This is a genomic window from Streptomyces sp. NPDC055962 (assembly GCF_042270185.1).
GTDB lineage: Bacteria > Actinomycetota > Actinomycetes > Streptomycetales > Streptomycetaceae > Streptomyces.
Genome location: NZ_JBHJYN010000001.1, coordinates 904,447 through 929,472, shown reverse-complemented (window position 1 = coordinate 929,472; position 25,026 = coordinate 904,447). Strand labels below are relative to the sequence as shown.

Sequence of the window (25,026 nt, the reverse complement as noted above, 5' to 3'; positions counted from 1 at the left end):
TGCCCTGTGACAGGCCTGTGACAGTCGGGGGACAGTGCCATGAAACTGCCCCGGCAAGCTCATTGGCACAGGGAACGAACGGACTCCACCGATGGGGGGCGCCAGATGAACGCACTGCACAGCACCACCTCAAGCGCAGTTGTCACGCGCCTTCACGACGTCGGGCGGGGTCCGGAGAAGGCCGGTGTCCAGGGACGGGGGCGCGTGCGCGGCGCAGTACGTCAGCACACGTCGTACCTGGCGATGGTCGACGCACCCACGGGGGAGCACGGGGGAAGCGCGTACGGGGAGGTCACGGGGGAGCGGAAGCCCCAGGACCGGGCCGAGGACGCCGAAGCGGCGTTCACCGCCTACGTCCAGGAGCGCCGCGCCTCCCTGTACGCGACCGCCTACCACCTGACCGGCGACCGGTTCGAGGCCGAGGACCTGCTGCAGAGCGCCCTCTTCTCGACGTACCGGGCGTGGGACAGGATCAGCGACAAGGCGGCGGTCGGCGGGTACCTCCGCCGCACCATGACCAACCTGCACATCAGCGCGTGGCGCAGGCGCAAGCTCAACGAATACCCGACCGAGGAGCTCCCGGAGACGGTGAGCGACACGGACGCGATGCGGGGCACCGAACTGCGCGCGGTGCTCTGGCAGGCGCTGGCGCGGCTGCCCGAACTCCAGCGCACGATGCTGGTGCTCCGCTACTACGAGGGCCGCACGGACCCGGAGATCGCGTCCATCCTCGACATCAGTGTCGGCACGGTGAAGTCGAGCATCTGGCGGTCGCTCCGCCGGCTCCGCGAGGACGACGTCCTCAGCTTCGGCCGTGACGAGGAGGAGTCCTTCGGCGAGCTGGTGGCCTGAGGTCTACGGGGGGAACGGGGTACGGGGGAAACGGGGGAAGGCCGCGGCTTCGGGGGAGGCGGCGGCACGGGGGAACGCGCAGCGGGGGCGGACAGGCCGGGGGGTCCTGTCCGCCCCCGCTCGTCGTTCTCGCGGTGTTGATCACTCGACCGGGTGACTACGCGCGGGTCGGTTCGCACGTGACCGCATCCACGAGCCCTTCACCCCGGCAGGAGTGGTGGCCGGGCTCCGGCCCGGCGCCTGCGACCTGCCGGACGGCCACAGCCTGGCGCTCGTGGTCAACAGCCGCGACGCGCTGTACTCCTTCGCCGGCACCGAGGGCAGCACCGCCACGATCAGTTCCCCGGGTGACGGCGGAGCCCGCCTGGAGCTCCCGCTCGGCTGATCCGGCCGACGGCCGCGGCCTCCACCGCGTGCGGGCCGGTGCCGGGAGGCGTCAGTTCGCCACCCGGCTGAGCGGAGCCCGGCAGCGCCCAGCCGCCGCGGCGGCCAGACGGCCGAGGGCCTCGGCCTTGCCGCAGGGATGGGCGCCCAGCGCCGCATGGCGGGCCACGATGCCCTTCTCGGCCCGCATCAGCCGCCAGCCGCGCCGCAGCAGGAAGGGGACGGACTTGCGGCCCTCCCGCAGATCCCGCGCCAGGCGCCGCCGGAAGGTCGTGGACGGCCGCCCGCGCAGGCACAGCGCGTCGGCGAGCAGTCCCAGCTCCTGGCAGCGCACCACGATGTCCGCCGCGAAGATGCCCTCGGCGACGAACAGGGGGGTCCGCTCGATGTCGAGCGTCTCGTGGCCGGTCCGGGCACTCGTGGCGAGGTCGTACACCGGGACGTGCGTACGCCCTGTGCGGCACAGTTCGGTGATGGCCGCCACGGCCGCGTCCTCGTCCCAGGACAGGGGTGAGTCCCAGTCGATGTCCGCGCTGCCGGTGACCCGAGGCAGTGTCGGATCGTTCGCCTCCTTGTAGAAGTCGTCCAGGCGCAGGACCGGCAGACCGCTGCGGGCGGCGAGGGACGACTTGCCGGAGCCGGACGGACCGGCGAGCAGTACGACGCGCGTGGGGATCGGTTGGGAACTCACAGAACAGAAGTGTGAGGCATTGACCCGCGCAGGGGATCCCCGGGAGGTCCTGTTGGTATCGAGCATCACACCTCAACTACTCTGCGCGCACGGATGATTACCCGACACGTCCCGATCAGGTGGGAAAACATGGCACGTCATGCACTGTCCAAGCCCCGGCACCGCGCACTGCTGCGCGCCGGGCTCACCCTCACCGCGCTGGGCGCGGCGCTCGGCGCGGGAGGTGCGGCGGCCCAGGCGGCGCCGCTGCCCGCGACGCCCGCCACCGGCTCGGACACCGCGGACAGCACGCTGGGGGCGGTCGGTGATGCCGCGGCGCCCGCGCTGACCAGCGCGCTCGGCTACGGCCTCGCCGGGGCGGTCAAGCCCATCACCGATCTCCAGATCGATCCGCTGGCGGGAACGGGCGTGGACCCGCTGGACAACGCGGTGGGAGCCCAGATCGCCGACTTCAAGCCGGTGACCACGGCGCTGGTCACCGACCCGCTGACCAGCGGCGCCGCGCTCGGCGACCTGCCCGTCGTCGGACAGGTGACCGGTCTGATCACCGGCTGACCTGCCGTACGCACACGTGTGGGCCGCCCGGGGGGCGGCCCACACGTGCACGGGGTCAGTACGAGGAGCCGGAGGCCCCCAGTGCACCGGTCGGGTGCCAGACCGTCTTCGTCTCCAGGAAGGCCGTCATCCGGTGCGTGCCGGGGTCGGCGGACCAGTCCGCTCCGTCCACAGCCTGTGGACGGGAGCGCACGACGCGCTTCAGGTTGTCCGCGGCCGCGACCTCCAGCTCCGTCGCCAGACCGGCGTCGGCACCCGTGAGATCGATCGCGTTGACGTCCTGGTGGGACGCGAGCGGAGCCGCGAGCTCGGCCGTCCTGCCGGACAGGATGTTCACCACACCGCCCGGCAGGTCCGAGGTGGCCAGGACCTCGCCCAGCGACAGCGCGGGCAGCGGGGCGGCGGCCGAGGCGACGACCACCGCGGTGTTGCCCGTGGCGATCACCGGGGCGACCACCGAGACCAGGCCCAGGAACGACGACTCCTGCGGTGCCAGAACCGCGACCACGCCGGTCGGCTCCGGGGTGGAGAGGTTGAAGAACGGGCCCGCCACCGGGTTCGCCCCGCCCACGACCTGACCGATCTTGTCCGTCCAGCCCGCGTACCAGACCCAGCGGTCGACCGCCGCGTCGACGACGGCCGCCGCCTTGGACTTCGACAGCCCCTCGGCGTCCGCCACCTCCCGCACGAACTGCTCCCGGCGGCCCTCCAGCATCTCCGCGACGCGGTAGAGGACCTGCCCGCGGTTGTACGCGGTCGCGCCCGACCAGCCGCCGAACGCCTTGCGCGCGGCCACGACCGCGTCCCGCGCGTCCTTGCGGGAGGAGTGCGGGGCGTTCGCCAGCCACTTGCCCTTCGAGTCCGTCACCTCGTACACCCGGCCGCTCTCGGAGCGGGGGAACTTGCCCCCGACGTACAGCTTGTAGGTCTTGAAGACGCTCAGTCGCCCGTCAGACATCGAGGTAGGCCTCCAGACCGTGACGGCCGCCCTCGCGGCCGAAGCCCGACTCCTTGTATCCGCCGAACGGCGAGGTCGGGTCGAACTTGTTGAACGTGTTGGCCCACACCACTCCGGCGCGGAGCTTGTTCGCCACCGCGAGGATGCGGGAGCCCTTCTCCGTCCAGATGCCCGCGGAGAGGCCGTACTGGCTGTTGTTGGCCTTGGCGACCGCCTCGTCCGGGGTGCGGAAGGTCAGCACCGACAGCACCGGGCCGAAGATCTCGTCGCGGGCGACGGTGTGCGCCTGGGTGACACCGGTGAAGAGCGTCGGGGCGAACCAGTATCCCGAGGAGGGCAGTTCGCACGGCGCCGTCCAGCGCTCCGCGCCCTCCGCCTCACCGGTCCCGACGAGCGCGGTGATCCGGGAGAGCTGCTCCGCGGAGTTGATCGCCCCGATGTCCGTGTTCTTGTCCAGCGGGTCGCCGAGCCGGAGCGTGGACAGCCGGCGCTTGAGGGAGTGCAGCACCTCGTCGTGCACGGACTCCTGCACGAGGAGACGCGAGCCCGCGCAGCAGACCTGGCCCTGGTTGAAGAAGATGCCGGTGACGATGCCCTCGACCGCCTGGTCGACCGGCGCGTCGTCGAAGACGATGTTGGCGCCCTTGCCGCCCAGTTCGAGCGTGGCCTTCTTCTCCGTGCCCGCGATCTGCCGGGCGATGGCCTTGCCGACGGCGGTGGAGCCGGTGAAGGCCACCTTGTTCACGTCCGGGTGCTCGACGAGGGCCGAGCCCGCGTCGCCGTACCCCGTCAGGATGTTGACGACGCCCTTGGGCAGGCCTGCCTGGCGGCAGATGTCGGCGAAGAAGAGCGCCGACAGCGGCGTGGTCTCCGCCGGTTTCAGCACCACCGTGTTGCCGGTGGCGAGGGCCGGGGCGATCTTCCAGGCGAGCATGAGCAGCGGGAAGTTCCACGGGATGATCTGGCCGGCCACGCCGAGCGGGCGCGGGTCGGCGCCGTAGCCCGCGTGGTCCAGCTTGTCGGCCCATCCCGCGTAGTAGAAGAAGTGCGCGGCGACCAGCGGGAGGTCCGCGTCACGCGTCTCCCGGATGGGCTTGCCGTTGTCCAGGGTCTCCAGGACGGCGAGCTCCCGGGAGCGCTCCTGGATGATCCGGGCGATCCGGAACAGGTACTTGGCGCGCTCGGAGCCGGGGAGCGCGGACCACTTCTCGAAGGCCCTGCGGGCCGCCTTCACGGCCCGGTCCACGTCCTCCGCGCCCGCTCGCGCGACCTCGGAGAGCACCTCCTCGGTGGACGGGCTGACCGTCTTGAAGACCTTGCCGTCGGCAGCCTCGGTGAACTCGCCGTCGATGAACAGGCCGTACGAGGGCGCGATGTCGACGACGGAGCGGGACTCCGGAGCCGGTGCGTAGTCGAATGCAGATGCCATGGGGATCAGTCCACCGTCACGTAATCGGGGCCGGAGTAACGGCCGGTGCTGAGCTTCTGGCGCTGCATCAGCAGGTCGTTCAGCAGGCTGGAGGCGCCGAAGCGGAACCAGTGGTTGTCCAGCCAGTCCTCGCCCGCCGTCTCGTTCACCAGGACGAGGAACTTGACGGCGTCCTTGGAGGTGCGGATGCCGCCCGCGGGCTTCACGCCGATCTGGACGCCCGTCTGCTCGCGGAAGTCGCGCACGGCCTCCAGCATCAGCAGGGTGTTCGCCGGGGTGGCGTTCGTGCCGACCTTGCCGGTCGACGTCTTGATGAAGTCCGCACCCGCCAGCATCCCGAGCCAGGAGGCGCGCCGGATGTTGTCGTAGGTGGAAAGCTCGCCGGTCTCGAAGATCACCTTCAGCCGTGCGGAGCCGCACTCGGCCTTCACGGCGACGATCTCCTCGTACACCTTGAGGTAGCGCCCGGAGAGGAAGGCGCCGCGGTCGATCACCATGTCGATCTCGTCGGCCCCGGCCGCCACGGCGTCGCGGACGTCCGCGAGCTTGACGTCCAGCGCGGCGCGTCCGGCGGGGAAGGCCGTCGCGACGGACGCCACCTTCACCCCGGAGCCGGCCAGCGCGGCGACGGCGGTCGCCGCCATGTCGGGGTAGACGCAGACCGCCGCGGTGCGCGGGGTCGTGCGGTCGGTGGGGTCGGGGTTGACCGCCTTGGCGGCGAGGGCCCGGACCTTGCCCGGGGTGTCCGCGCCTTCCAGCGTCGTCAGGTCGATCATCGAGATGGCGAGATCGATGGCGTACGCCTTGGAGGTCGTCTTGATCGATCGGGTGCCGAGGGAGGCGGCCCGCGCTTCGAGACCGACCGTGTCGACGCCGGGCAGCCCGTGCAGGAAGCGGCGCAGCGCACTGTCGGACGCCGTCGCGTCGGCGAATGCAGGAGCAGTGGTGGGCATGGTCACCACATGAGCATATCTACGCGCGTAGCGACCTGTACAGGGCCCTCCCCTTTTCGTGCCTTCCCTCCGCGCCGCCCCGAGCGGGCCACGGCCGCGCCCCGCTCGGCGAGCGGCGTCAGGCAGAATCGGGACCATGACGAGCCCCACACCTCCCGCCGAGCCCGCACACGCCGACCGGACCTACCGGTCGGGAGCAGGGCTGGTCAGCGGCGCGCTGCTCATCCTGCTGGTCGGCTGGATCGGCGGCGACGCGGTGGCCCAGGGGGAGGGGCGGGTGCCCTGGCTCGCGCTGGCCGCGCTGCTGACGGTCGTCCCGCTGATCGTGGCGTTCACGCTGCGGCCGGCCGTGTTCGCCGGTGAGGAGCGGATCCGGATCCGCAACCCGTTCCGCACGATCGTCCTCCCCTGGACGGACGTCTCCACCGTGCGCGCCGCCTACTCGAGCGAGATCCTCACCCACTCCGGAGCCACGTACCAGCTCTGGGCGGTCCCCGTGTCGCTGCGTGAGCGCAAGCGCGCAGCCAGGAGGGCCGGCCAGCGGGCGCACGACGACCCCTACGGCCGGACCTCCGTGCACGCCGACGTCCGCGATTCCCAGGCCCGGGCGGCGGCCGCCGACCAGACGGTGGGAGACCTGAGGGAACTGGCCGAGCGCGCCACCGCCCACAACCGGCCGGGCACCGTCACCGCGTCCGTGCGCTGGGCCTACGAGGTGATCGCCCCGGCCGTCGTCGGCGCGGTGCTGCTCGTGGTGCTCCTCGCGATCGGCTGAGGTCCGGGGCCGCCCGGGAGCGCTCAGGAGGACCGATCGCGTCGCGGACGAGGCGGCCGGCCCCAGAACGGGCCGGCCGCCTCGCACCTGCTCGCCGCCCGCCGACCGTGCCCGGACCGTGCCGGGTTCGACCGGGAGCAGGGGCACGGAAGCCGGAAGGGCAGGGGCGCCTCCGGAACGGCCCGGGGGACACACCGTCCGGACGGGGCGGCGCCCCGTCCGGTGCCGTCCCGTGCCGGTGCCGCCGTCAGATCCCCGCAGCCGCCGCCAGGTCCCGCTTGATGCCGGCCAGCAGTTCCGCGCCCCGAGCGCGCGCCGCCGGGAGGGCGGACGCGTCGGCGACCGGGACGACGGCCTCCAGGTAGCACTTGAGCTTCGGCTCCGTGCCGCTCGGGCGGACGATGACGCGGGCGCCCGTGAGGTGGTAGCGCAGGCCGTCCGTGGGCGGCAGGGCGTCCGTGCCCCGGGAGAGGTCCTCGGCCGAGATGACGGCGAGGCCGGCCAGGGCGGTCGGCGGGGTCTCCCGCAGACGGCGCATGGCGTCCGCGATGACCGAGAGGTCCTCGACGCGGACCGACAGCTGGTCCGTGGCGTGCAGTCCGTGCTCCAGGGCGAGATCGTCCAGCAGGTCGAGGAGCGTGCGCCCCTTCTCCTTCAGCACGGAGGCCAGTTCGGCGATCAGCAGGGCGGCCGTGATGCCGTCCTTGTCGCGGACCCCCTCCGGGTCGACGCAGTAGCCCAGCGCCTCCTCGTAGCCGTAGCGCAGGCCGTCGACGCGGGCGATCCACTTGAAGCCCGTCAGGGTCTCCTCGTAGCCGAGGCCCGCCTTCCCGGCGATCCGGCCGAGGAGGGACGAGGAGACGATCGACTCGGCGAACACGCCGGAGACACCCCGGTCCACCAGGTGCGCGGCCAGCAGGGCGCCGACCTCGTCGCCGCGCAGCATCCGCCAGCCGCCCTCGGCCGACGCGTCCGGGACGGCCACGGCGCAGCGGTCCGCGTCCGGGTCGTTGGCGATGATCACGTCGGGCCGCGCCCGGCGTGCCGTCGCGAACGCGAGGTCCATCGCGCCGGGCTCCTCCGGGTTGGGGAAGGCGACGGTGGGGAACGCCGGGTCCGGCTCGGCCTGTTCGGCCACGAGCACGGGCCCGGGGAAGCCGGCCCGGGCGAAGGCCGCCGTGAGCACGGAGGTGCCGACGCCGTGCATGGCGGTGTAGACCGTCCGCACGGTGCGGGGCGACCCGGGGGCGAGGACGGCGTCCGTACGCGCGAGGTAGGCGTCCAGGACCTCGTCGCCGAGGGTCTCCCAGCCCGACTCGGGGCGCGGTACGCCGTCGAGCGGGCCCACCGCCCCGATCGCGGCGGCGATCTCCGCGTCGGCCGGAGGCACGATCTGCGAGCCGTCTCCGAGGTAGACCTTGTAGCCGTTGTCGCGCGGCGGGTTGTGGCTGGCGGTGACCTCCACACCGGCGACGGCCCCCAGGTGCCGTATGGCGTACGCGAGGACGGGGGTGGGCAGCGGGCGGGGCAGCACCGCCGCGCGCAGGCCCGCGCCGGTCATCACGGCCGCGGTGTCGCGGGCGAAGTCGGCGGACCGGTAGCGGGCGTCGTAGCCGATCACGACGAGCCCGCCGGTCCGCCCCTGCGCCTTCAGGTAGGCGGCGAGTCCTGCGGCGGCGCGGATCACGACGGACCGGTTCATCCGCATCGGGCCCGCACCGATCTCGCCGCGCAGGCCGGCCGTCCCGAACTGGAGCGTGCCCGCGAAGCGGTCGGCGAGCGCGGGCTCGTCACCGGCCTCGATGAGCCCTTCGAGCTCCGCGCGGGTCTCGGGGTCCGGGTCCTCGGCCAGCCAGGCCTTGGCGCGGGTGAGGAGGTCCTGCTGCACGGTGTCCGCCTTTCTGCGGGGAGTGGTGGGTGGGGCGGGCGGTGGAGTGCGGTGGACCGTTCCCCTGCCCGCCCCTTCCCGGAACCGGCTCCGCCCCCGGCCCCCGCACGCCGGCGGGGCTGGACGGGTCCGTCGGTGTCTCGGGTTCCGGCGGGGCCGGACGGGTCCGGCTGCGCTTCCCGGGTCAGGGGCTCAGACCCGCTCGAGCACCCGCGCCAGCAGCGCGCCCATGCGCGTGGCCGAGTCGCGGCCTGCTTGGAGGACCTCTTCGTGGTTGAGGGGCTCGCCGCTCAGCCCGGCGGCCAGGTTCGTGACCAGGGAGATGCCCAGGACCTCGGCGCCCGCTTCACGCGCCGCGATCGCCTCCAGGACCGTGGACATGCCGACCAGGTCGCCCCCCATGACACGGACCATGTTGATCTCGGCCGGGGTCTCGTAGTGCGGGCCGGGGAACTGCACGTAGACGCCCTCTTCGAGCGTCTCGTCGATCTCCTTGCACAGCGCGCGCAGCCGCGGCGAGTACAGGTCGGTCAGGTCGACGAAGTTCGCGCCCACGATCGGCGAGGCCGCCGTGAGGTTGAGGTGGTCGCTGATGAGGACCGGCTGACCGGGGCGCATGCCCTCGCGCAGGCCACCGCACCCGTTCGTCAGGATGACGGTCCGGCACCCCGCGGCGGCGGCCGTCCGGACGCCGTGCGCGACGGCGGCGACACCGCGGCCCTCGTAGTAGTGCGTGCGGCCCAGGAACACCAGGGCGCGCTTCTCCCCGATCCGGTACGAGCGGATCGTGCCGCCGTGGCCCTCCACGGCCGGGGCGGGGAACCCGGGGAGCGCGGTGACCGGGAACTCGGCCTCCGGAATGCCGAGCGCATCGCCCGCGGGGGCCCACCCGGAGCCCATCACGAGAGCGACGTCATGGGTCTCGGCGCCGGTCAGCTCGCGCAGGCGGGCGGCGGCGTCGGCGGCGGCGGCGTACGGGTCGCCCTGGATGTGGTCCGGAATAACAGATGCGTTCACGCGGATGAGGGTAACCGCTGATTCCCTACGCGCGTAGATGTGTCCGTGGAGAGTCTGGCTGGAGGTATTCGTACTTTCGTACAGAAGGGCCCCGGGGGCCGGGCTCAGCAGGGGCGCTTGCGGAGGTTCATCACGTAGTCGTGGGGTGCGCCCGCGGACTCGGCGGCGTCCGCCACCTCGCCCAGGTAGCGGGCCGAGGGCAGCCCGCCCTCGTAGCCGTTGAGGACGTACATCCAGGCCGGTTCCTCGCCGTCCAGGGTGTGCACGCGCACCCGCATGCGCCGGTAGATGTCGAGGCCGACACCCTCCCAGCGGTCCATGGAGTCCTCGTCCATCGGAGCCAGGTCGTACAGCGCGACGAACACCTGGGAACGGGGTGCCTCCACCACCGTGGCCAGCGCGCCCTCCCAGCCCATCTGCTCCCCGCCGAAGGTGAGCCGCCAGCCGCTGAGCCAGCCCGTGCCGCGCAGCGGGGAGTGCGGTGCGCGGCGCGTCATCAGCCGCGCGTCGAGGTTGCCGGCGTACGCGGCGTAGAGCGACATGGGGTCGAGGGTACGTGAGGCGGCCCGGGGGACGAGGGTTCGGCCGAGGATCGTCCCCGGCCGTGAGCGGGCCGCCGGGCCGCGGGGACCGTGGCCCGGCCAGGCCCGTTCCCGTATGGAGGGCCCCGGGGCGAAGCACCTTGGCGCGTGCGGGACAATGAACTACGTACTGCATACGCCGGGGCGATCCCCCGGACCCCCGGCCGGGGCGGCAGACGGCCGTGGGATGACACCACGCGAGGCGGACATTTCGTGACCCGGATCGTGATCATCGGCGGCGGCCCCGGCGGCTACGAGGCGGCACTGGTCGGCGCCCAGCTCGGCGCGGAGGTGACCGTCGTCGACTGCGACGGTCTCGGCGGCGCGTCGGTCCTGACCGACTGCGTGCCCTCCAAGACCCTGATCGCGACGGCCGAGGTGATGACCACCTTCGACTCCTCCTACGAGGAGCTCGGCATCATCGTCGCCGACGACACCCCGCACCTGGAGCAGGCCGCCCGGGTGGTCGGGGTCGACCTCGGCAAGGTCAACCGGCGGGTCAAGCGCCTCGCGCTCGCCCAGTCGCACGACATCACCGCCTCCGTCACCCGTGCGGGCGCCCGGGTCATGCGCGGCCGGGGCCGGCTGGACGGCCTCCAGGCCGCCGACGGGTCCCGCCAGGTCGTGGTGACCGCCGCCGACGGCACCGAGGAGCGGCTCACCGCCGACGCGGTCCTGATCGCGACCGGCGGCCACCCCCGCGAGATCCCGGACGCCCAGCCGGACGGCGAGCGCATCCTGAACTGGACCCAGGTCTACGACCTGGACGAGCTCCCCGAGGAGCTCATCGTGGTCGGCTCCGGGGTCACCGGCGCCGAGTTCGCCGGTGCGTACCAGGCACTCGGCTCGCGCGTGACCCTCGTCTCCTCCCGCGACCGGGTGCTCCCGGGCGAGGACCCGGACGCCGCCGCCGTCCTGGAGGACGTCTTCCGGCGCCGCGGCATGAACGTCATGGCCCGCTCCCGCGCCCAGTCCGCCAAGCGCGTCGGCGACCGGGTCGAGGTCACCCTGGCCGACGGCCGCGTCATCTCCGGCACGCACTGCCTGATGGCGGTCGGCGCGATCCCCAACACCGCGGGCATGGGCCTGGAGGAGTCCGGAGTCCAGCTCAAGGAGTCCGGGCACATCCGGACCGACCGGGTCTCCCGCACCAGCGCCCCCGGCGTGTACGCGGCCGGTGACGTCACCGGGATCTTCGCCCTGGCCTCGGTCGCGGCCATGCAGGGCCGCATCGCCATGTACCACTTCCTCGGCGACGCGGTGGCGCCGCTGAACCTGAAGACGGTCTCCGCGAACGTCTTCACCGACCCCGAGATCGCCACCGTCGGTTACAGCCAGGCCGACGTCGACTCCGGCAGGATCGACGCCCGTGTCGTGAAGCTGCCGCTGCTGCGCAACCCGCGTGCCAAGATGCAGGGCATCAGGGACGGTTTCGTCAAGATCTTCTGCCGGCCCGGCACCGGCATCGTCGTCGGCGGCTGTGTCGTCGCTCCGAGGGCCAGTGAGCTGATCCACCCGATCTCGCTCGCCGTCGACAACAACCTGACGGTGGAGCAGATCGCCAACGCCTTCACCGTGTACCCGTCGCTGTCCGGCTCGATCGCCGAAGTGGCACGGCAGTTGCACACGCGGAAGAGCGCCGGCGAGGCGTAGCGCGTACCGGTTCGTTCACAGGCGGGGCCTCCGTATACCACTGGGAGGCCCCGCCTGCGTACAACTTCTCTTATTCGGCGCAAACTGCTGAAAAGCAACGCACGGCCAGGTTACTGTCAGTTTCGTGTTCGCTGCAGAACGTCGTCAGTTGATCCTCGAAATGGTGCGCGCCAACGGGGCGGTATCGCTCCGTGAGCTCGCCCGCGTCGTCCAGACCTCCGAAGTGACCGTACGGCGGGACGTGCGGGCGCTGGAGGCAGAAGGACTCCTCGACCGCCGGCACGGCGGTGCGGTCTTGCCGGGCGGTTTTACGCGGGAGTCCGGCTTTCCGCAGAAATCCCATCTCTCCACCGCGGAGAAAACGGCCATCGCCGACCTGGCGGCCGGTCTGGTCGGTGAGGGCGAGGCCATCGTGGTCGGCGCCGGAACGACCACGCAGGAGCTGGCCCGCCGGCTCGCGCGGGTGCCCGGCCTGACCGTGGTCACCAACTCACTGCTGGTCGCCCAGGCGTTGGCCCATGCCAACCGGGTGGAAGTGGTGATGACCGGTGGCACGCTGCGCGGGAGCAACTACGCGCTCGTCGGCAGTGGTGCCGAGCAGTCGCTCCACGGGCTGCGGGTGACCCGGGCGTTCCTGTCCGGGAGCGGGCTGACCGCCGAGCGCGGACTGTCCACGTCCAACATGCTCTCCGCGAGTGTGGACCGGGCACTGGTGCAGGCCGCGGCCGAGGTGGTGGTCCTCGCGGACCACACCAAGCTCGGCTCGGACACCATGTTCCAGACCGTGCCCACGGACCTGATCACCCGTCTGGTGACGGACGAGCCGCCGGTCCACGACGAGCGGGCCGCCACCGAGCTCCAGGCCCTCGCCGACCAGGGGGTGGAGATCACGGTGGCGGGGCCCGACGCCGAGTCCGGCGCCGGCGACGCCCTGCCGCAGGGCCGCCAGACGCGGCAGGACATGCCGCTGCCGGGTCAGCGGCGCACCCAGGGCGGCCACGGAGGGCCTGGGGGCCTCGGTCCCCAGCTGCGCAGCGCGGCGTCCCTGGCGGACGGGCCGGTGGGCAGGGTCGCGGATCTGCGGCGCCGGTAGGGGGGAGCGCCCTCGACGAGTCCGTCAGCTTCCGGGCGGACTCGACGGTTCGCAGTCGCCCGGACCGGCCTTCAGTCCCCGCAGAGTCAGCCGCAGCAGGCGGTCGGCCAGCGCGGGATCGGCCGGGGTCTGCTCCGCGGCCAGCGCGATCGCGTTGGTCAGCTGCAACAGGTCGTCGATGGACACGTCCGCCCGCACCGAGCCGCTCGACTGGGCGCGGGTCAGCAGGCGTGCTCCTGCCTGGCGCAAGGGCACATGGCAGGACGTCAGGGCCGAAGTCTCGTCGCCCGGGGCCGACATGAGCGCCTGGGCCAGGCCGCGGTACTCACCCGCATGAGTGACGATCGCGCCGAGCCACTCCACCAGCGCGGTGCACGGCCGGTCCGCCTGTGCCAGCTCGCGGGAGCGGTCGAGCAGGGCGGTCAGCGCTTCCTGGAACACCGCGTTCATCAGGGCCTGGCGATTGGGGAAGTGCCGGTACAGCGTGCCGATGCCCACCCCCGCCCGCCGGGCGATGTCCTCCAGCGAGGCGTCCGTGCCCCGGTCGGCGAAGGACGTGCGGGCCTCGCGCAGCAGCCGGTCGTAGTTGCGGCGCGCGTCGGCGCGCATCGGCCGGGCCGGTCCCGGTGCCGTGCTCATGGCCATCGCCCTGTCCTCCTGGTGTCCGCTCCGCGTCCCAAGGATGCCACTGGGGGCCCGGCAGGTGCCGGGCCCCCAGGGGAAGACGGAGCGGGTACTCAGTCCTTGATCTCGCAGATCGCCGCGCCGGAGGACACCGAGGTGCCGACCTCCGCAGCCAGGCCCTTCACCGTGCCGGAGCGGTGGGCGTTGAGGGGCTGTTCCATCTTCATCGCTTCGAGGACGACGATGAGGTCGCCTTCCTTGACTTCCTGGCCTTCCTCGACGGCGATCTTCACGATCGTTCCCTGCATCGGGGAGGCGAGCGTGTCGCCGGAGGCGGCGGAGCCGGCCTTCTTCGCGGCGCGGCGCTTGGGCTTGGCCCCGGCGGCAAGACCGGTGCGGGCCAGGCTCATGCCGAGCGAGGAGGGAAGAGAGACTTCCAGGCGCTTGCCGCCGACCTCGACGACGACGGTCTCGCGGCCGGACTCCTCGTCGGTGTCCTGGTCGGCGGGGACCGTGAACGGCTTGATCTCGTTGACGAACTCCGTCTCGATCCACCGGGTGTGGACGCGGAACGGGTCCGAGGTGAACGCGGGGTCGGTGACGACCGCGCGGTGGAAGGGGATCGCGGTCGCCATGCCCTCGACCTGGAACTCGGCCAGGGCGCGTGCGGCACGCTGGAGGGCCTGTTCGCGGGTGGCGCCGGTGATGACGAGCTTGGCGAGCAGGGAGTCCCACGCAGGGCCGATGACGCTGCCGGACTCGACACCGGCGTCCAGGCGGACACCGGGACCGGTCGGCGGGGCGAAGAGGGTCACGGTGCCGGGAGCGGGCAGGAAGCCGCGGCCCGGGTCCTCGCCGTTGATGCGGAACTCGAAGGAGTGGCCGCGCACGGCCGGGTCGCCGTAGCCGAGCTCCTCGCCGTCGGCGATGCGGAACATCTCGCGCACGAGGTCGAGGCCGGTGACCTCCTCGGTGACCGGGTGCTCGACCTGGAGGCGGGTGTTGACCTCGAGGAAGCTGATCGTGCCGTCGAGGCCGACGAGGAACTCCACGGTGCCGGCGCCGACGTAGCCGGCTTCCTTCAGGATCGCCTTCGACGCCGCGTACAGCTCGGCGTTCTGCGCCTGGGACAGGAAGGGGGCCGGGGCCTCCTCGACCAGCTTCTGGTGGCGGCGCTGGAGCGAGCAGTCACGGGTGGAGACGACGACGACGTTGCCGTGGGTGTCGGCCAGGCACTGGGTCTCCACGTGCCGGGGCTTGTCGAGGTAGCGCTCCACGAAGCACTCACCGCGGCCGAACGCCGCGACGGCCTCACGGACCGCCGAGTCGTACAGCTCCGGGATCTCCTCGAGGGTGCGGGCCACCTTCAGGCCGCGCCCGCCACCGCCGAAGGCGGCCTTGATCGCGATCGGCAGGCCGTTCTTCTCGGCGAACTCCACGACCTCGCCCGACCCGGACACCGGGTCGGGTGTGCCGGCCACCAGCGGGGCGCCGGCGCGCTGGGCGATGTGACGGGCGGCGACCTTGTCACCGAGGTCCCGGATCGCCTGCGGCGGCGGGCCGATCCACGTCAGACCCGCGTCCAGCACGGCCTGGGCGAACTCCGCGTTCTCCGACAGGAAGCCGTAACCCGGGTGGATCGCGTCAGCCCCGGAGTCCTTCGCGGCCTGCAGCACCTTGGCCATGTCCAGATAGCTGGCGGCCGGGGTGTCACCGCCCAGGGCGAACGCCTCGTCCGCCGCGCGCACATGCAGAGCATCCCGGTCCGGATCGGCGTAGACGGCCACGCTCGCGATTCCGGCATCCCGGCAAGCCCGAGCAACACGGACAGCGATTTCGCCACGGTTGGCGATGAGCACCTTGCGCACGATGACTCCCTCCTTGAGAACAAGCTGAGTTTAGGGACTACCGACACGGCCGTACGACCCGTCCCCAATAGTGAACTTGCCCACACGGAGTGTGATTCGAGGCTTGCTCGAGTCGCGAAATCCCTTGTCGCACCACGGTACGCCGGGATCCTCAACCGCACAGTAGCCACGAAGTGTGGCCCAAGTCTCTGTCCGGACGGTCAACGCCGCGCGGCGTTTCTTTGTGGAGTCCCTACGAACGGCCGAGGGAAACTTTGCTTCGCCCCCGGGGCGCCGCCTTGCGTGCACGAGCTGTGCGCATCCCCTTGTCCGCAGCATTACCGGTTAGTAGGGTCCGCGCTACCGCACGTACTACAGGTAACAGGGGGTGGCGCCGTGGTGCGCAGACCAGTGGCCTTCGTGACCGCGCTCGTTCTGTTCGTGGAAGCCGTGGGCATCGTGCTCGTCAACGGTGTCCTCGCGACGGTCGCCGACAACCAGAGCATGTCCCTGGCGGGGATGGATCCTGACGCCATGGTCACCGGCACCTGGGTGATGGGAGGCGTCTTCGGTGCCCTGCTCCTGCTCTGCGGGTTCATACCGCTGCTGGCGGCTATACGGGACCGGGGTCCGGGCCGCTTCGGCCGGATCACCCTCATCGCGTGCGCGGTCGTGCACGGGGTGCTGGGGGCGCTGGCGGTCGGGCTGATCGGGTGGGCGGCGTTCGCGTTCCTGATGGCCGTCCTGGCGCTGATCGTCCTGACCCTGGTGGTCTTCGAGCGGCGTGCGCCGGAGACGAAGGCCGAGGGGGCGGGCGTCGGAGGGACGCCGGCCCCCGTGTGAGGCGGGCGCCGCTCAGACCCACAAGTCGGTGATCGGCGTGCCCACTTCGCCGAGCAGCCGGCGCAGCAGCGGCAGCGACAGGCCGATGACATTGCCGTGGCTGCCCTCGATCGCCTCGACGAACGGCGCCGAGCGGCCGTCCAGGGTGAACGCCCCGGCGACGTGCAGGGGCTCGCCCGAGGCGACGTAGGCCGCCACCTCGGCGTCCGTCGGCTCACCGAACCGGACGACGGTGGACGCGGTCGCCGACGCCGTGCGGCCGGTGGCCGTGTCGACGACGCTGTGGCCCGTCTGCAGGATTCCGGACCGGCCGCGCATCGACTTCCAGCGGGCGGTGGCCTCCTCGGCGTCGGCGGGCTTGCCGTACGCCACGCCGTCCAGTTCCAGCACCGAGTCGCACCCGACGACGAGCGCGCCGGCGGCCTCCGGGCGGGAGGCCACCGCGGCGGCCTTCGCCCGGGCCAGGACGAGCGCCAGCTCGCCCGGGGTCGCAGCCGTGACGGCGTCCTCGTCCACACCGCTGACGACCACCTCGGGGGCGAGGCCCGCCTGGCGCAGGAGTCCGAGACGGGCGGGGGACGCGGAGGCGAGCACGAGGCGGCGCTGATCAGTCATGCCCGCCATCGTAGGCGGGGCCGGAGGGACCGGGGGAGCCCCCGGATCCGGGCGGGACGGCTCTCAGCGGGTCCCCAGGACGAACATCGCCACGACCATGGCCAGCGCCAGCAGCAGTCCTGCGCGACGCATCATGTCCACGGCGTCGCGCAGTTCCTTCGGCGGCTTGTTCTCGGGGTCGGACCACAGCATGGTTCCGATGGTGCTCCCGGTACGGCGGCGGCGCCTGAGTACACGTACTCAAGCGCCGCCGGAGCCCTGCTTCAGGAGGGCCAGTACGTCCGCGCCCACGACCGGGGACCCGGCCTGAGCGCGCCCTGCCGGGCGATCCGTCCCGGGTCGGACCACTGCTCGGGCGGCAGCGGGGCACCGGACGGCACGTCGGCCACCGCCGCGGCGCGCGCCCGGACCACGGCGAGGGCCGCGGCGAGCTCCTCCGGGGTCGGATTGCCCCGTACGACCTTGATCATGGTGGCTCCCGGTGGTTAGAGGGGGATGTTGCCGTGCTTCTTCGGCGGCAGCGACTCGCGCTTCGTACGGAGCTGGCGCAGGCCCTTCACCAGGTGGGCCCGGGTCTCCGACGGCATGATCACCGCGTCGACGTACCCGCGCTCGGCCGCGACGTAGGGGTTGAGGAGCGCGTCCTCGTAGTCCGTCATCAGCTCGGCGCGGGTGGCGTCGGGATCCTCCGCCGCCGCGATCGTGCGCCGGTGCAGGATGTTCACTGCGCCCTGGGCGCCCATCACCGCGATCTGGGCCGTCGGCCAGGCCAGGTTCAGGTCGGCGCCCAGGTGCTTGGACCCCATGACGTCGTACGCGCCGCCGAACGCCTTGCGGGTGATCACCGTGATCAGCGGGACGGTCGCCTCCGCGTACGCGTAGATCAGCTTGGCGCCGCGGCGGATGATGCCGCCGTACTCCTGGTCGACACCCGGCAGGAAGCCCGGCACGTCGACGAAGGTGAGGACCGGCACGTTGAACGCGTCGCACGTACGGACGAAGCGCGCGGCCTTCTCGCTCGCGTCGATGTCCAGACAGCCGGCGAACTGCATCGGCTGGTTGGCGACGACACCGACCGGGTAGCCCTCGATCCGCCCGAAGCCGGTGACGATGTTCGGCGCGAACAGGGCCTGCGTCTCCAGGAACTCGCCGTCGTCGAGCACGTGCTCGATGGCGGTGTGCATGTCGTACGGCTGGTTCGCCGAGTCCGGGATGAGGGTGTCGAGCTCGCGGTCCTCGTCGGTGGTCCCCAGGTCGGCCTCCTCCGGGAAGGCGGGCGCCTCGGAGAGGTTGTTCGACGGGAGGTAGGACAGCAGGGACTTGACGTACTCGATGGCGTCCTTCTCGTCGCCCGCCATGTGGTGGGCGACGCCGGACGTCGTGTTGTGGGTGCGGGCGCCGCCCAGCTCCTCGAAGCCGACGTCCTCACCGGTGACCGTCTTGATGACGTCCGGGCCGGTGATGAACATGTGCGAGGTCTGGTCGACCATGACCGTGAAGTCGGTGATGGCGGGGGAGTAGACCGCACCGCCCGCACAGGGCCCGACGATCAGGGAGATCTGCGGGACGACGCCGGAGGCGTGCACGTTGCGGCGGAAGATCTCCGCGAACAGTCCGAGCGCGGCCACCCCCTCCTGGATGCGCGCGCCGCCTCCGTCGTTGATGCCGATCACCGGGCAGCCGGTCTTCATCGCGAAGTCCATGACCTTGACGATCTTCTCGCCGTAGACCTCGCCGAGCGAACCGCCGAAGATGGTGAAGTCCTGCGAGTACACGCAGACGGGGCGGCCGTCGACCGTGCCGTACCCGGTGACCACACCGTCCCCGTAGGGGCGGTTCTTCTCGATGCCGAAGTTGGTCGACCGGTGCCGTGCGAACTCGTCGAGCTCCACGAACGAACCTTCGTCGAGCAGGAGCTCGACCCGCTCACGGGCGGTCAACTTGCCCTTCGCGTGCTGCTTTTCGACGGCACGGGCGGAACCTGCGTGTGTGGCCTCTTCGATACGGCGCTGCAGGTCCGCGATCTTGCCCGCGGTGGTGTGGATGTCGCTCTGCGGCTCGGACATCGGGTGGCGGCTCCCTGCCTGGTCACGGGGACGGCTGGTACATCCGGTTGACGTGCTGGACCGGTACGTGCTCGACGGCGGCCCGCTCGTCGGCGGGCCTTGCTACTGACCCGTAGCGTATCGGCGCGGATACGGTTCGGCAGTGCGTCGTTGGCCACACCTAATGTGGGTTGCATGACACCTCCCGATGCGCCGCACAACCGCTGGTCGGACCTGGACAGGCCGCCCCTGAACGTCACTGCGCTGCGCCGCGGACTGCTGAGGCCCGACGGCCTGTGGACCTCTCTCGACATCGTCGAGGCGACCGGCTCCACCAACTCCGACCTCGCCGCGCGGGCCGCGACCGGAGGTCTGGCCGAAGGGGCCGTCCTGGTCGCCGAGGAGCAGACGGCGGGCCGCGGGCGGCTCGACCGGACCTGGACGGCACCGCCGCGCTCCGGCCTCTTCCTCTCCGTCCACCTGACCCCCGGCACGGTGCCCGCCGAGCGCTGGGGATGGCTTCCGCTGCTGGCCGGGGTCGCCGCCGCCACGGGGCTCGCGCAGGCCGCGGGCGTCGACATGGCACTGAAATGGCCCAACGACCTCCTGGTGACGATCGGCGGCACCGAACGCAAGACCGGCGGCATCCTCGCCGAGCGCGCCGGGGACGGCGTCGTCATCGGTATCGGGATCAACGTGTCGCTGCGGGCGGCCGAGCTGCCCGCCCCGCACGCCGGTTCGCTGGCGCTCGCCGGAGCGGTCTCCACGGACCGCGAGACCCTGCTCCGGGCCGTCCTGCGGTCGCTGGAGCAGTGGTACGGCCGGTGGCGGGACGCCGGCGGCGACGCCGCCGAGAGCGGGCTCCAGGCGGCCTATGCGGCGGGGTGCGCCACCCTCGACCGGACGGTGCGCGCGGAGCTGCCGGGCGACCGGTCCGTCGTCGGCGAGGCCGTGGCGATCGACGGGGACGGACGCCTCGTGCTGGCGACGGGCGACGGGCTCCAGGAGCCGGTGTCGGCCGGAGACATCGTCCACCTGCGCGGGGAGGCCGGCGGCCTCACCTGATCCTGTGCTGCGCACATACGGGTGACGTCTCGTGCGCGCGGGGCGCCGGACAGGTGAGAACCGCGCCACCGGCGACGTGAGCCAGGGCACACCTGCCGTATCGTTGAGGCGATCCAGCGACAGATCGGCAGGGCAGTGCGCAGGGAACGGGCAGGAGGCGGCCGGTGACCGTCGACGACACGAACTCCGACGACGGCGCGGAGCCCTCGTCGGGGGCGTCGGTCCACTCGACACCGCATCACGAGGTCGACCACACGGCGGAACCGACCGACGACCCGCTGGCCATCCGGCTGGAGGCCCTGATCCTGGGGGCCGACCGCCGCTACACGCCGTTCCAGGCGGCCAGGACGGCCGGGGTGTCCATGGACCTCGCGTCCCGGTTCTGGCGTGCCATGGGCTTCGCCGACATCGGACAGGCCAAGGCGCTCACCGAGGCCGACGTGCTGGCGCTCCGCCGGCTCGCCGGGCTCGTGGAGGCGGGACTGCTCAGCGAGCCGATGGCGATCCAGGTGGCCCGGTCCACCGGGCAGACCACCGCCCGGCTCGCGGAGTGGCAGATCGACTCCTTCCTGGCGGGGCTCACGGAGCCTCCCGAGCCGGGCATGACCCGCACCGAGGTCACGTATCCGCTGATCGAGCTGCTCCTGCCCGAGCTGCAGGAGTTCCTGGTGTACGTGTGGCGGCGCCAGCTGGCCGCCGCGACGGGCCGGGTCGTGCAGACCGGGGACGACGAGGAGATGGTCGACCGCCGGCTCGCCGTGGGCTTCGCCGACCTCGTCGGCTTCACCCGGCTGACCCGGCGGCTGGAGGAGGAGGAGCTGGGCGAGCTGGTCGAGGCCTTCGAGACGACCTCCGCGGACCTGGTCGCCGCCCACGGGGGACGGCTCATCAAGACCCTGGGCGACGAGGTGCTCTTCGCCGCGGACGACGCGGGCACGGCGGGCGAGATAGCGCTCCGGCTGGTCGAGGCGATGGCCCAGGACACGACGATGCCGTCGCTGCGGGTCGGTATCGCGTTCGGCACGGTCACCACGCGCATGGGCGACGTGTTCGGCACGACGGTGAACCTGGCCAGCCGGCTCACGTCGATAGCGCCGAAGGACGCGGTGCTGGTGGACGGTGCCTTCGCCGAGGAGCTGATCAGGAACGGCGACGCCCCCGCCTCCGAGGCGCAGGCGGCCGAGGAGGCCGCGGCGGCGGCCGAGCGGGCCCGGCTCGCGGAGAAGGAGGGCCGGCCGGACGCGGAGGAGCCCCCGCTGCCGGCGTACCGCTTCGGGCTGCAGCCGATGTGGCAGCGGCCGGTGCGCGGACTGGGCGTGGTGGAGCCGTGGCTCCTGGCCAGGCGGGGCAAGCCCTCGTCCTGACGTGGTGGGCGGGTCCCGGCACCGGGCTCCCGCCCACGGCCCGTTGAGGGCAACTCACCCGACTGCCTAGGATCCCGGTAACGCTCGTTAACCGTCAGGGGTGCAGTCATGGGTGTCACGTCCGAGCAGAGGTTCGGGGAATTCGTCGTCGTGCGGCGGCACGAGGACCGGGAACACGTGGCCGAGCTGGTGCTCGACCGCCCGAAGGCGATGAACGCCGTGAGTACCGCGATGGCGGTCTCCATCGCCGAGGCGTGCGCCGCCCTCGGAGCCGACCGCGGTGTGCGCGCGACCGTCCTCACCTCCAGCCACGAGCGGGCCTTCTGCGTGGGCGCGGACCTCAAGGAGCGGAACTCCTTCACCGACGCCGAGCTCGTCCGGCAGCGGCCCACCACGAGGGCCGCGTACACGGGTGTGCTGGAGCTGCCGATGCCGGTGGTCGCCGCCGTGCACGGCTTCGCCCTCGGCGGCGGTTTCGAGCTCGCGCTGGCCTGTGACGTGATCGTGGCCGACCGCACGGCCGTGGTCGGCCTGCCCGAGGTGTCCGTCGGCGTCATCCCGGGCGGTGGCGGTACGCAACTGCTGCCCCGGAGGATCGGCGCGGCGCGCGCCGCCGAGCTGGTCTTCACCGCCCGGAGGGTGGAGGCTGCCGAGGCGCGTGAGCTGGGCCTGGTCGACGAGCTGGTCGAGGCGGGCCGGGACCGCGAGGAGGCGCTGGCCCTCGGCGCCCGCATCGCGGCGAACTCCCCGGTGGGGCTCCGCGCCGCCAAGCGGGCGCTGCGGCTGGGCCAGGGGCTCGACCTGCGGGCCGGGCTGGAGGTGGAGGACGCCGCCTGGCGCTCCGTGGCCTTCTCCGGGGACCGGGCCGAGGGAGTGGCCGCGTTCAACGAGAAGCGGACGCCCGACTGGCCCGGGGAGTGACCGGGAGGGCCCACTGAAGATCATCAGTGCCGCCAACTGCTCAAATCTGGGTAAAGCTACCTAAGCTGGGGCAATGGGCGGTGAAGATGCGCGCCTGCGCGCAGTGGTTGCGCTGGCACAGACGATGGCGGCGGCCTACACCGCACGTGAGTCCTGGCATGCCGCCGCGGTGGGGGCGTGCGAGGCGCTGGGCGGCAGCTTCGCCGCCCTCTCCGTCTGGGAGCGGGAGCAGGGCAGACTGCGCGTGCTGGTCAACGCGGGGGAGCGGGCCGAGGGGGAGGAGGAGTTCCCCGAGAGCGAGTCCTACCCCGTGCACCAGTTCCCGGAGATCACCGAATTCCTCCACGAGCGCTGGGCGGGCGGGGGCGAGCCCGATGCCTGGGTGGAGACCGCGGACGGCGGGCCGGGCTCCGGCGGCCCGGCCCGGGGCGCCCGCCCGTACTGCCACCAGCGGGTCGCCGCGCTGCGCCGGCGCGGGCGGGGCTGCTGCGTGGTGGCGCCGATCGTGCTGCACGGGCGGGCCTGGGGCGAGCTGTACGTGGCCCGTCCGGCAGGGGCCCCGGTCTTCGACCGGGACGACGCGGACTTCGCGACCGTGCTGGCCGCCGTCGCGGCGGCGGGCATCGCGCAGACCGAGCGGCTGGAGGAGGTCCGCAAGCTGGCCTTCACGGACCCGCTGACGGGCCTCGCCAACCGCAGGGCCGTCGACCTCAGGCTCGACGAGGCGGTGGACCTGCACCGTTCCGAAGGTGCCGTGGTCAGCCTGGTCGTCTGCGACCTGAACGGGCTCAAGGCGGTCAACGACACCCACGGCCACGCCTTCGGAGACCGGCTGCTGGAACGTTTCGGCTCCGTGCTCTCGCTCTGCGGTGCGATGCTCCCCGGGGCGCTCTCCGCGCGGCTGGGCGGGGACGAGTTCTGTCTGCTGGCCGTGGGGCCCGCGGCGGACGACGTGGTCAGGGTCTCCGAGGAGCTCTGCGCCCGCGCCGTGGCCCTGGAGCTCGGCGACGGGGTCGCCTGCGGTGTCGCGTCCACGGGCGACGACATCGGGCCGGTCCACTCCGCGCGCCGGCTCTTCCGCCTGGCGGACGCCGCCCAGTACCAGGCGAAGGCGGCGCACTCGCGGCGGCCGGTGGTCGCGGGACGCGACGGTGACGTGATCAGGCTCGCCGACTCGCCGCCCCGGTCCCCCCACGACCGCCGGAGGCTGCGCGGCAACCCGCCCGGCGGCGATCGGTAAGGGGTCAACCGGGCGACCACTGGTGACATGGCGGGTTTCAGTCCGTAGGCTTCTGAATATGAATATGCATACAGTCGTGGTGGGGACGTCCGGTACCACCGCCGAGGACGTCATCGCCGTGGCCCGCCAGGGCGCCCGGGTGGAGCTCTCCGCAGCCGCGGTCGAGGCGCTCGCCGCCGCCCGCGAGACGGTCGACGCCCTCGCCGCCAAGCCCGAGCCGGTCTACGGCGTCTCCACCGGCTTCGGCGCCCTCGCGAGCCGGCACATCGGCCCCGGCCTGCGGGCGCAGCTGCAGCGCAACATCGTCCGCTCGCACGCCGCCGGCATGGGCCCACACGTCGAGCGCGAGGTCGTACGGGCGCTGATGTTCCTGCGGCTGAAGACGCTGGCCTCCGGTCACACCGGCGTGCGTCCCGAGGTCGCGCAGACCATGGCCGACGTGCTCAACGCGGGCATCACCCCCGTCGTCCACGAGTACGGCTCGCTCGGCTGCTCCGGCGACCTCGCCCCGCTCTCGCACTGCGCCCTGACCCTCATGGGAGAGGGCGAGGCGGAGGGCGCCGACGGCACCGTGCGCCCGGCAGGCGAACTGCTCGCCGCCCACGGCATCACCCCCGTCGAACTCCGCGAGAAGGAGGGCCTCGCCCTCCTCAACGGCACCGACGGCATGCTGGGCATGCTCGTGATGGCCTTGGCGGACCTGAAGAACCTCTACACCGGCGCGGACATCACCGCGGCGCTCTCCCTGGAGGCGCTCCTCGGCACCGACCGGGTCCTCGCCCCTGAGCTGCACGCCATCCGTCCGCACCCCGGCCAGGGCGTCTCCGCCGACAACATGCTGCGGGTCCTCGCCGGGTCGGGCCTCACCGGCCACCATCAGGACGACGCCCCCCGGGTCCAGGACGCCTACTCCGTGCGCTGCGCCCCCCAGGTCAACGGTGCGGGGCGCGACACCCTCGCCCACGGACGGCTCGTCGCCGACCGCGAACTGGCCTCCGCCGTCGACAACCCGGTCGTCCTGAGCGACGGCCGTGTCGAGTCCAACGGAAACTTCCACGGGGCGCCCGTCGCCTACGTCCTCGACTTCCTGGCGATCGTCGCCGCGGACCTCGGATCGATCACCGAGCGCCGCACGGACCGGCTGCTGGACAAGAACCGCTCGCACGGGCTGCCGCCGTTCCTCGCCGACGACGCCGGGGTCGACTCGGGGCTGATGATCGCCCAGTACACGCAGGCCGCCCTGGTCAGCGAGCTGAAGCGGCTCGCCGTCCCGGCGTCCGTCGACTCGATCCCGTCCTCCGCGATGCAGGAGGACCACGTCTCGATGGGCTGGTCGGCCGCGCGGAAGCTGCGTACGGCCGTCTCCGGCCTCGCGCGCATCGTGGCGGTGGAGCTGTACGCCGCCACGCGCGCCGTGGAGCTCCGCGTGGCCGAGGGGCTGACCCCCGGGCCCGCTTCGCTCGCCGTCATCGCGGCGCTGCGGGACGCCGGTGTCCAGGGGCCCGGCCCGGACCGCTTCCTCTCCCCGGACCTGGCCGCTGCCGACGCGTTCGTGCGGGAGGGGAAGCTGGTCGCGGCGGTGGAGGCGGTGACCGGCCCGCTGGCCTGAGACCGGAGGGCCGCCGCGTCCCGG

Annotated in this window: 25 protein-coding genes; 12 read left to right on the top strand and 13 right to left on the bottom strand. The window is 72.4% G+C overall.

Annotation, left to right across the window (positions count from 1 at the left end; translation table 11 throughout):
• The first annotated feature begins 105 nt into the window (after positions 1–105).
• A complete protein-coding gene (locus ACFC51_RS04160; protein ID WP_376526908.1) occupies positions 106–852 on the top strand; it encodes a SigE family RNA polymerase sigma factor in 747 nt (248 codons plus the stop codon).
• A 217-nt stretch (positions 853–1,069) separates the two neighbouring features.
• The gene (locus ACFC51_RS04155; protein WP_376371388.1) at positions 1,070–1,237 is read left to right on the top strand and encodes a hypothetical protein; all 168 of its coding nucleotides are present in this window, start codon (positions 1,070–1,072) and stop codon (positions 1,235–1,237) included.
• Positions 1,238–1,288: 51 nt separating this feature from the next.
• On the opposite strand, the gene ACFC51_RS04150 is transcribed toward ACFC51_RS04155, so the two are convergent.
• Positions 1,289–1,993: a uridine kinase gene (locus tag ACFC51_RS04150; protein WP_376371391.1), complete on the bottom strand. Its 705-nt coding sequence runs from the start codon at positions 1,991–1,993 to the stop codon at positions 1,289–1,291.
• A 63-nt stretch (positions 1,994–2,056) separates the two neighbouring features.
• On the opposite strand from ACFC51_RS04150, the gene ACFC51_RS04145 reads away from it, so the two are divergent.
• Complete coding sequence (locus ACFC51_RS04145; protein WP_376371394.1) at positions 2,057–2,482, top strand: hypothetical protein; 426 nt, start codon at positions 2,057–2,059, stop codon at positions 2,480–2,482.
• Between the two features lie 55 nt (positions 2,483–2,537).
• Here the strand turns inward: ACFC51_RS04145 and ACFC51_RS04140 are convergent, their stop codons facing one another.
• Genes ACFC51_RS04140 through deoC form a run of 3 tightly spaced genes read right to left on the bottom strand, consistent with a single transcriptional unit; the run spans position 2,538 to position 5,822 of the window.
• Positions 2,538–3,440, bottom strand: a complete 903-nt coding sequence (locus ACFC51_RS04140; RefSeq protein ID WP_376371396.1) for an aldehyde dehydrogenase family protein — start codon at positions 3,438–3,440, stop codon at positions 2,538–2,540.
• Positions 3,433–4,869, bottom strand: a complete 1,437-nt coding sequence (locus ACFC51_RS04135) for an aldehyde dehydrogenase family protein (protein WP_376371399.1) — start codon at positions 4,867–4,869, stop codon at positions 3,433–3,435. The genes ACFC51_RS04140 and ACFC51_RS04135 overlap by 8 nt, the downstream gene beginning before the upstream one ends.
• A 5-nt stretch (positions 4,870–4,874) precedes the next feature.
• Positions 4,875–5,822, bottom strand: coding sequence for a deoxyribose-phosphate aldolase (deoC, locus tag ACFC51_RS04130; protein ID WP_376371452.1), 948 nt, complete (start codon positions 5,820–5,822; stop codon positions 4,875–4,877).
• Between the two features lie 136 nt (positions 5,823–5,958).
• Between deoC and ACFC51_RS04125 the strand changes: the two genes are divergently transcribed.
• The gene (locus tag ACFC51_RS04125) at positions 5,959–6,597 is read left to right on the top strand and encodes a PH domain-containing protein (protein WP_376371401.1); all 639 of its coding nucleotides are present in this window, start codon (positions 5,959–5,961) and stop codon (positions 6,595–6,597) included.
• A 247-nt stretch (positions 6,598–6,844) separates the two neighbouring features.
• Here the strand turns inward: ACFC51_RS04125 and ACFC51_RS04120 are convergent, their stop codons facing one another.
• From ACFC51_RS04120 to ACFC51_RS04110, 3 genes are all read right to left on the bottom strand, one after another.
• Positions 6,845–8,485, bottom strand: a complete 1,641-nt coding sequence (locus ACFC51_RS04120) for a phospho-sugar mutase (protein ID WP_376526906.1) — start codon at positions 8,483–8,485, stop codon at positions 6,845–6,847.
• 192 nt (positions 8,486–8,677) lie between these two features.
• On the bottom strand, positions 8,678–9,502 hold the full coding sequence (locus tag ACFC51_RS04115; RefSeq protein WP_376371406.1) for a purine-nucleoside phosphorylase: 825 nt from the start codon (positions 9,500–9,502) through the stop codon (positions 8,678–8,680).
• 104 nt (positions 9,503–9,606) lie between these two features.
• Positions 9,607–10,044 (bottom strand): gamma-glutamylcyclotransferase, encoded by a 438-nt coding sequence (locus ACFC51_RS04110; protein WP_376371409.1) that lies wholly within the window; start codon positions 10,042–10,044, stop codon positions 9,607–9,609.
• Between the two features lie 252 nt (positions 10,045–10,296).
• Here ACFC51_RS04110 and ACFC51_RS04105 point away from each other — a divergent pair, with 252 nt between their 5' ends.
• Positions 10,297–11,736, top strand: a complete 1,440-nt coding sequence (locus ACFC51_RS04105) for an NAD(P)H-quinone dehydrogenase (protein ID WP_376371411.1) — start codon at positions 10,297–10,299, stop codon at positions 11,734–11,736.
• Positions 11,737–11,860: 124 nt separating this feature from the next.
• The gene (locus tag ACFC51_RS04100) at positions 11,861–12,829 is read left to right on the top strand and encodes a DeoR/GlpR family DNA-binding transcription regulator (RefSeq protein WP_376371414.1); all 969 of its coding nucleotides are present in this window, start codon (positions 11,861–11,863) and stop codon (positions 12,827–12,829) included.
• Between the two features lie 24 nt (positions 12,830–12,853).
• Here ACFC51_RS04100 and ACFC51_RS04095 read toward each other — a convergent pair whose 3' ends face one another.
• Both ACFC51_RS04095 and ACFC51_RS04090 read right to left on the bottom strand, forming a co-directional pair.
• The gene (locus ACFC51_RS04095; RefSeq protein WP_376371416.1) at positions 12,854–13,474 is read right to left on the bottom strand and encodes a TetR/AcrR family transcriptional regulator; all 621 of its coding nucleotides are present in this window, start codon (positions 13,472–13,474) and stop codon (positions 12,854–12,856) included.
• Positions 13,475–13,566: 92 nt separating this feature from the next.
• Positions 13,567–15,321, bottom strand: a complete 1,755-nt coding sequence (locus ACFC51_RS04090; RefSeq protein WP_376371418.1) for an acetyl/propionyl/methylcrotonyl-CoA carboxylase subunit alpha — start codon at positions 15,319–15,321, stop codon at positions 13,567–13,569.
• A 378-nt stretch (positions 15,322–15,699) separates the two neighbouring features.
• Between ACFC51_RS04090 and ACFC51_RS04085 the strand changes: the two genes are divergently transcribed.
• Complete coding sequence (locus ACFC51_RS04085; protein ID WP_376371454.1) at positions 15,700–16,143, top strand: hypothetical protein; 444 nt, start codon at positions 15,700–15,702, stop codon at positions 16,141–16,143.
• Positions 16,144–16,155: 12 nt separating this feature from the next.
• Here ACFC51_RS04085 and ACFC51_RS04080 read toward each other — a convergent pair whose 3' ends face one another.
• From ACFC51_RS04080 to ACFC51_RS04065, 4 genes are all read right to left on the bottom strand, one after another.
• Positions 16,156–16,767: a nucleoside triphosphate pyrophosphatase gene (locus ACFC51_RS04080; RefSeq protein WP_376371421.1), complete on the bottom strand. Its 612-nt coding sequence runs from the start codon at positions 16,765–16,767 to the stop codon at positions 16,156–16,158.
• 54 nt (positions 16,768–16,821) lie between these two features.
• Entirely contained in the window at positions 16,822–16,950 is a 129-nt protein-coding gene (gene mmpB, locus ACFC51_RS04075) for a morphogenic membrane protein MmpB (protein WP_274543556.1), read from the bottom strand.
• Positions 16,951–17,021: 71 nt separating this feature from the next.
• Entirely contained in the window at positions 17,022–17,228 is a 207-nt protein-coding gene (locus ACFC51_RS04070; RefSeq protein WP_376526904.1) for an acyl-CoA carboxylase epsilon subunit, read from the bottom strand.
• 15 nt (positions 17,229–17,243) lie between these two features.
• Positions 17,244–18,824 (bottom strand): acyl-CoA carboxylase subunit beta, encoded by a 1,581-nt coding sequence (locus ACFC51_RS04065; protein WP_376371426.1) that lies wholly within the window; start codon positions 18,822–18,824, stop codon positions 17,244–17,246.
• Positions 18,825–18,998: 174 nt separating this feature from the next.
• Here ACFC51_RS04065 and ACFC51_RS04060 point away from each other — a divergent pair, with 174 nt between their 5' ends.
• From ACFC51_RS04060 to hutH, 5 genes are all read left to right on the top strand, one after another.
• Complete coding sequence (locus ACFC51_RS04060) at positions 18,999–19,868, top strand: biotin--[acetyl-CoA-carboxylase] ligase (protein ID WP_376371429.1); 870 nt, start codon at positions 18,999–19,001, stop codon at positions 19,866–19,868.
• A 164-nt stretch (positions 19,869–20,032) separates the two neighbouring features.
• Entirely contained in the window at positions 20,033–21,232 is a 1,200-nt protein-coding gene (locus ACFC51_RS04055) for an adenylate/guanylate cyclase domain-containing protein (RefSeq protein ID WP_376371430.1), read from the top strand.
• Positions 21,233–21,340: 108 nt separating this feature from the next.
• Positions 21,341–22,153, top strand: coding sequence for an enoyl-CoA hydratase/isomerase family protein (locus tag ACFC51_RS04050; protein ID WP_376371433.1), 813 nt, complete (start codon positions 21,341–21,343; stop codon positions 22,151–22,153).
• Between the two features lie 73 nt (positions 22,154–22,226).
• The gene (locus ACFC51_RS04045) at positions 22,227–23,393 is read left to right on the top strand and encodes a diguanylate cyclase domain-containing protein (protein WP_376371436.1); all 1,167 of its coding nucleotides are present in this window, start codon (positions 22,227–22,229) and stop codon (positions 23,391–23,393) included.
• Between the two features lie 58 nt (positions 23,394–23,451).
• On the top strand, positions 23,452–25,002 hold the full coding sequence (gene hutH, locus ACFC51_RS04040) for a histidine ammonia-lyase (protein WP_376371439.1): 1,551 nt from the start codon (positions 23,452–23,454) through the stop codon (positions 25,000–25,002).
• Positions 25,003–25,026: the final 24 nt, after the last annotated feature.

Coding starts and splice junctions, on each gene's coding strand:
- ACFC51_RS04160 (WP_376526908.1), top strand. CDS start 106: ATGAACGCACTGCACAGCACCACCTCAAGCGCAGTTGTCACGCGCCTT.
- ACFC51_RS04150 (WP_376371391.1), bottom strand. CDS start 1,993: ATGCTCGATACCAACAGGACCTCCCGGGGATCCCCTGCGCGGGTCAAT.
- ACFC51_RS04145 (WP_376371394.1), top strand. CDS start 2,057: ATGGCACGTCATGCACTGTCCAAGCCCCGGCACCGCGCACTGCTGCGC.
- ACFC51_RS04140 (WP_376371396.1), bottom strand. CDS start 3,440: ATGTCTGACGGGCGACTGAGCGTCTTCAAGACCTACAAGCTGTACGTC.
- ACFC51_RS04135 (WP_376371399.1), bottom strand. CDS start 4,869: ATGGCATCTGCATTCGACTACGCACCGGCTCCGGAGTCCCGCTCCGTC.
- deoC (WP_376371452.1), bottom strand. CDS start 5,822: ATGCCCACCACTGCTCCTGCATTCGCCGACGCGACGGCGTCCGACAGT.
- ACFC51_RS04125 (WP_376371401.1), top strand. CDS start 5,959: ATGACGAGCCCCACACCTCCCGCCGAGCCCGCACACGCCGACCGGACC.
- ACFC51_RS04110 (WP_376371409.1), bottom strand. CDS start 10,044: ATGTCGCTCTACGCCGCGTACGCCGGCAACCTCGACGCGCGGCTGATG.
- ACFC51_RS04095 (WP_376371416.1), bottom strand. CDS start 13,474: ATGGCCATGAGCACGGCACCGGGACCGGCCCGGCCGATGCGCGCCGAC.
- ACFC51_RS04080 (WP_376371421.1), bottom strand. CDS start 16,767: ATGGCGGGCATGACTGATCAGCGCCGCCTCGTGCTCGCCTCCGCGTCC.
- mmpB (WP_274543556.1), bottom strand. CDS start 16,950: ATGCTGTGGTCCGACCCCGAGAACAAGCCGCCGAAGGAACTGCGCGAC.
- ACFC51_RS04070 (WP_376526904.1), bottom strand. CDS start 17,228: ATGATCAAGGTCGTACGGGGCAATCCGACCCCGGAGGAGCTCGCCGCG.
- ACFC51_RS04065 (WP_376371426.1), bottom strand. CDS start 18,824: ATGTCCGAGCCGCAGAGCGACATCCACACCACCGCGGGCAAGATCGCG.
- ACFC51_RS04060 (WP_376371429.1), top strand. CDS start 18,999: ATGACACCTCCCGATGCGCCGCACAACCGCTGGTCGGACCTGGACAGG.
- ACFC51_RS04050 (WP_376371433.1), top strand. CDS start 21,341: ATGGGTGTCACGTCCGAGCAGAGGTTCGGGGAATTCGTCGTCGTGCGG.
- ACFC51_RS04045 (WP_376371436.1), top strand. CDS start 22,227: ATGGGCGGTGAAGATGCGCGCCTGCGCGCAGTGGTTGCGCTGGCACAG.
- hutH (WP_376371439.1), top strand. CDS start 23,452: ATGAATATGCATACAGTCGTGGTGGGGACGTCCGGTACCACCGCCGAG.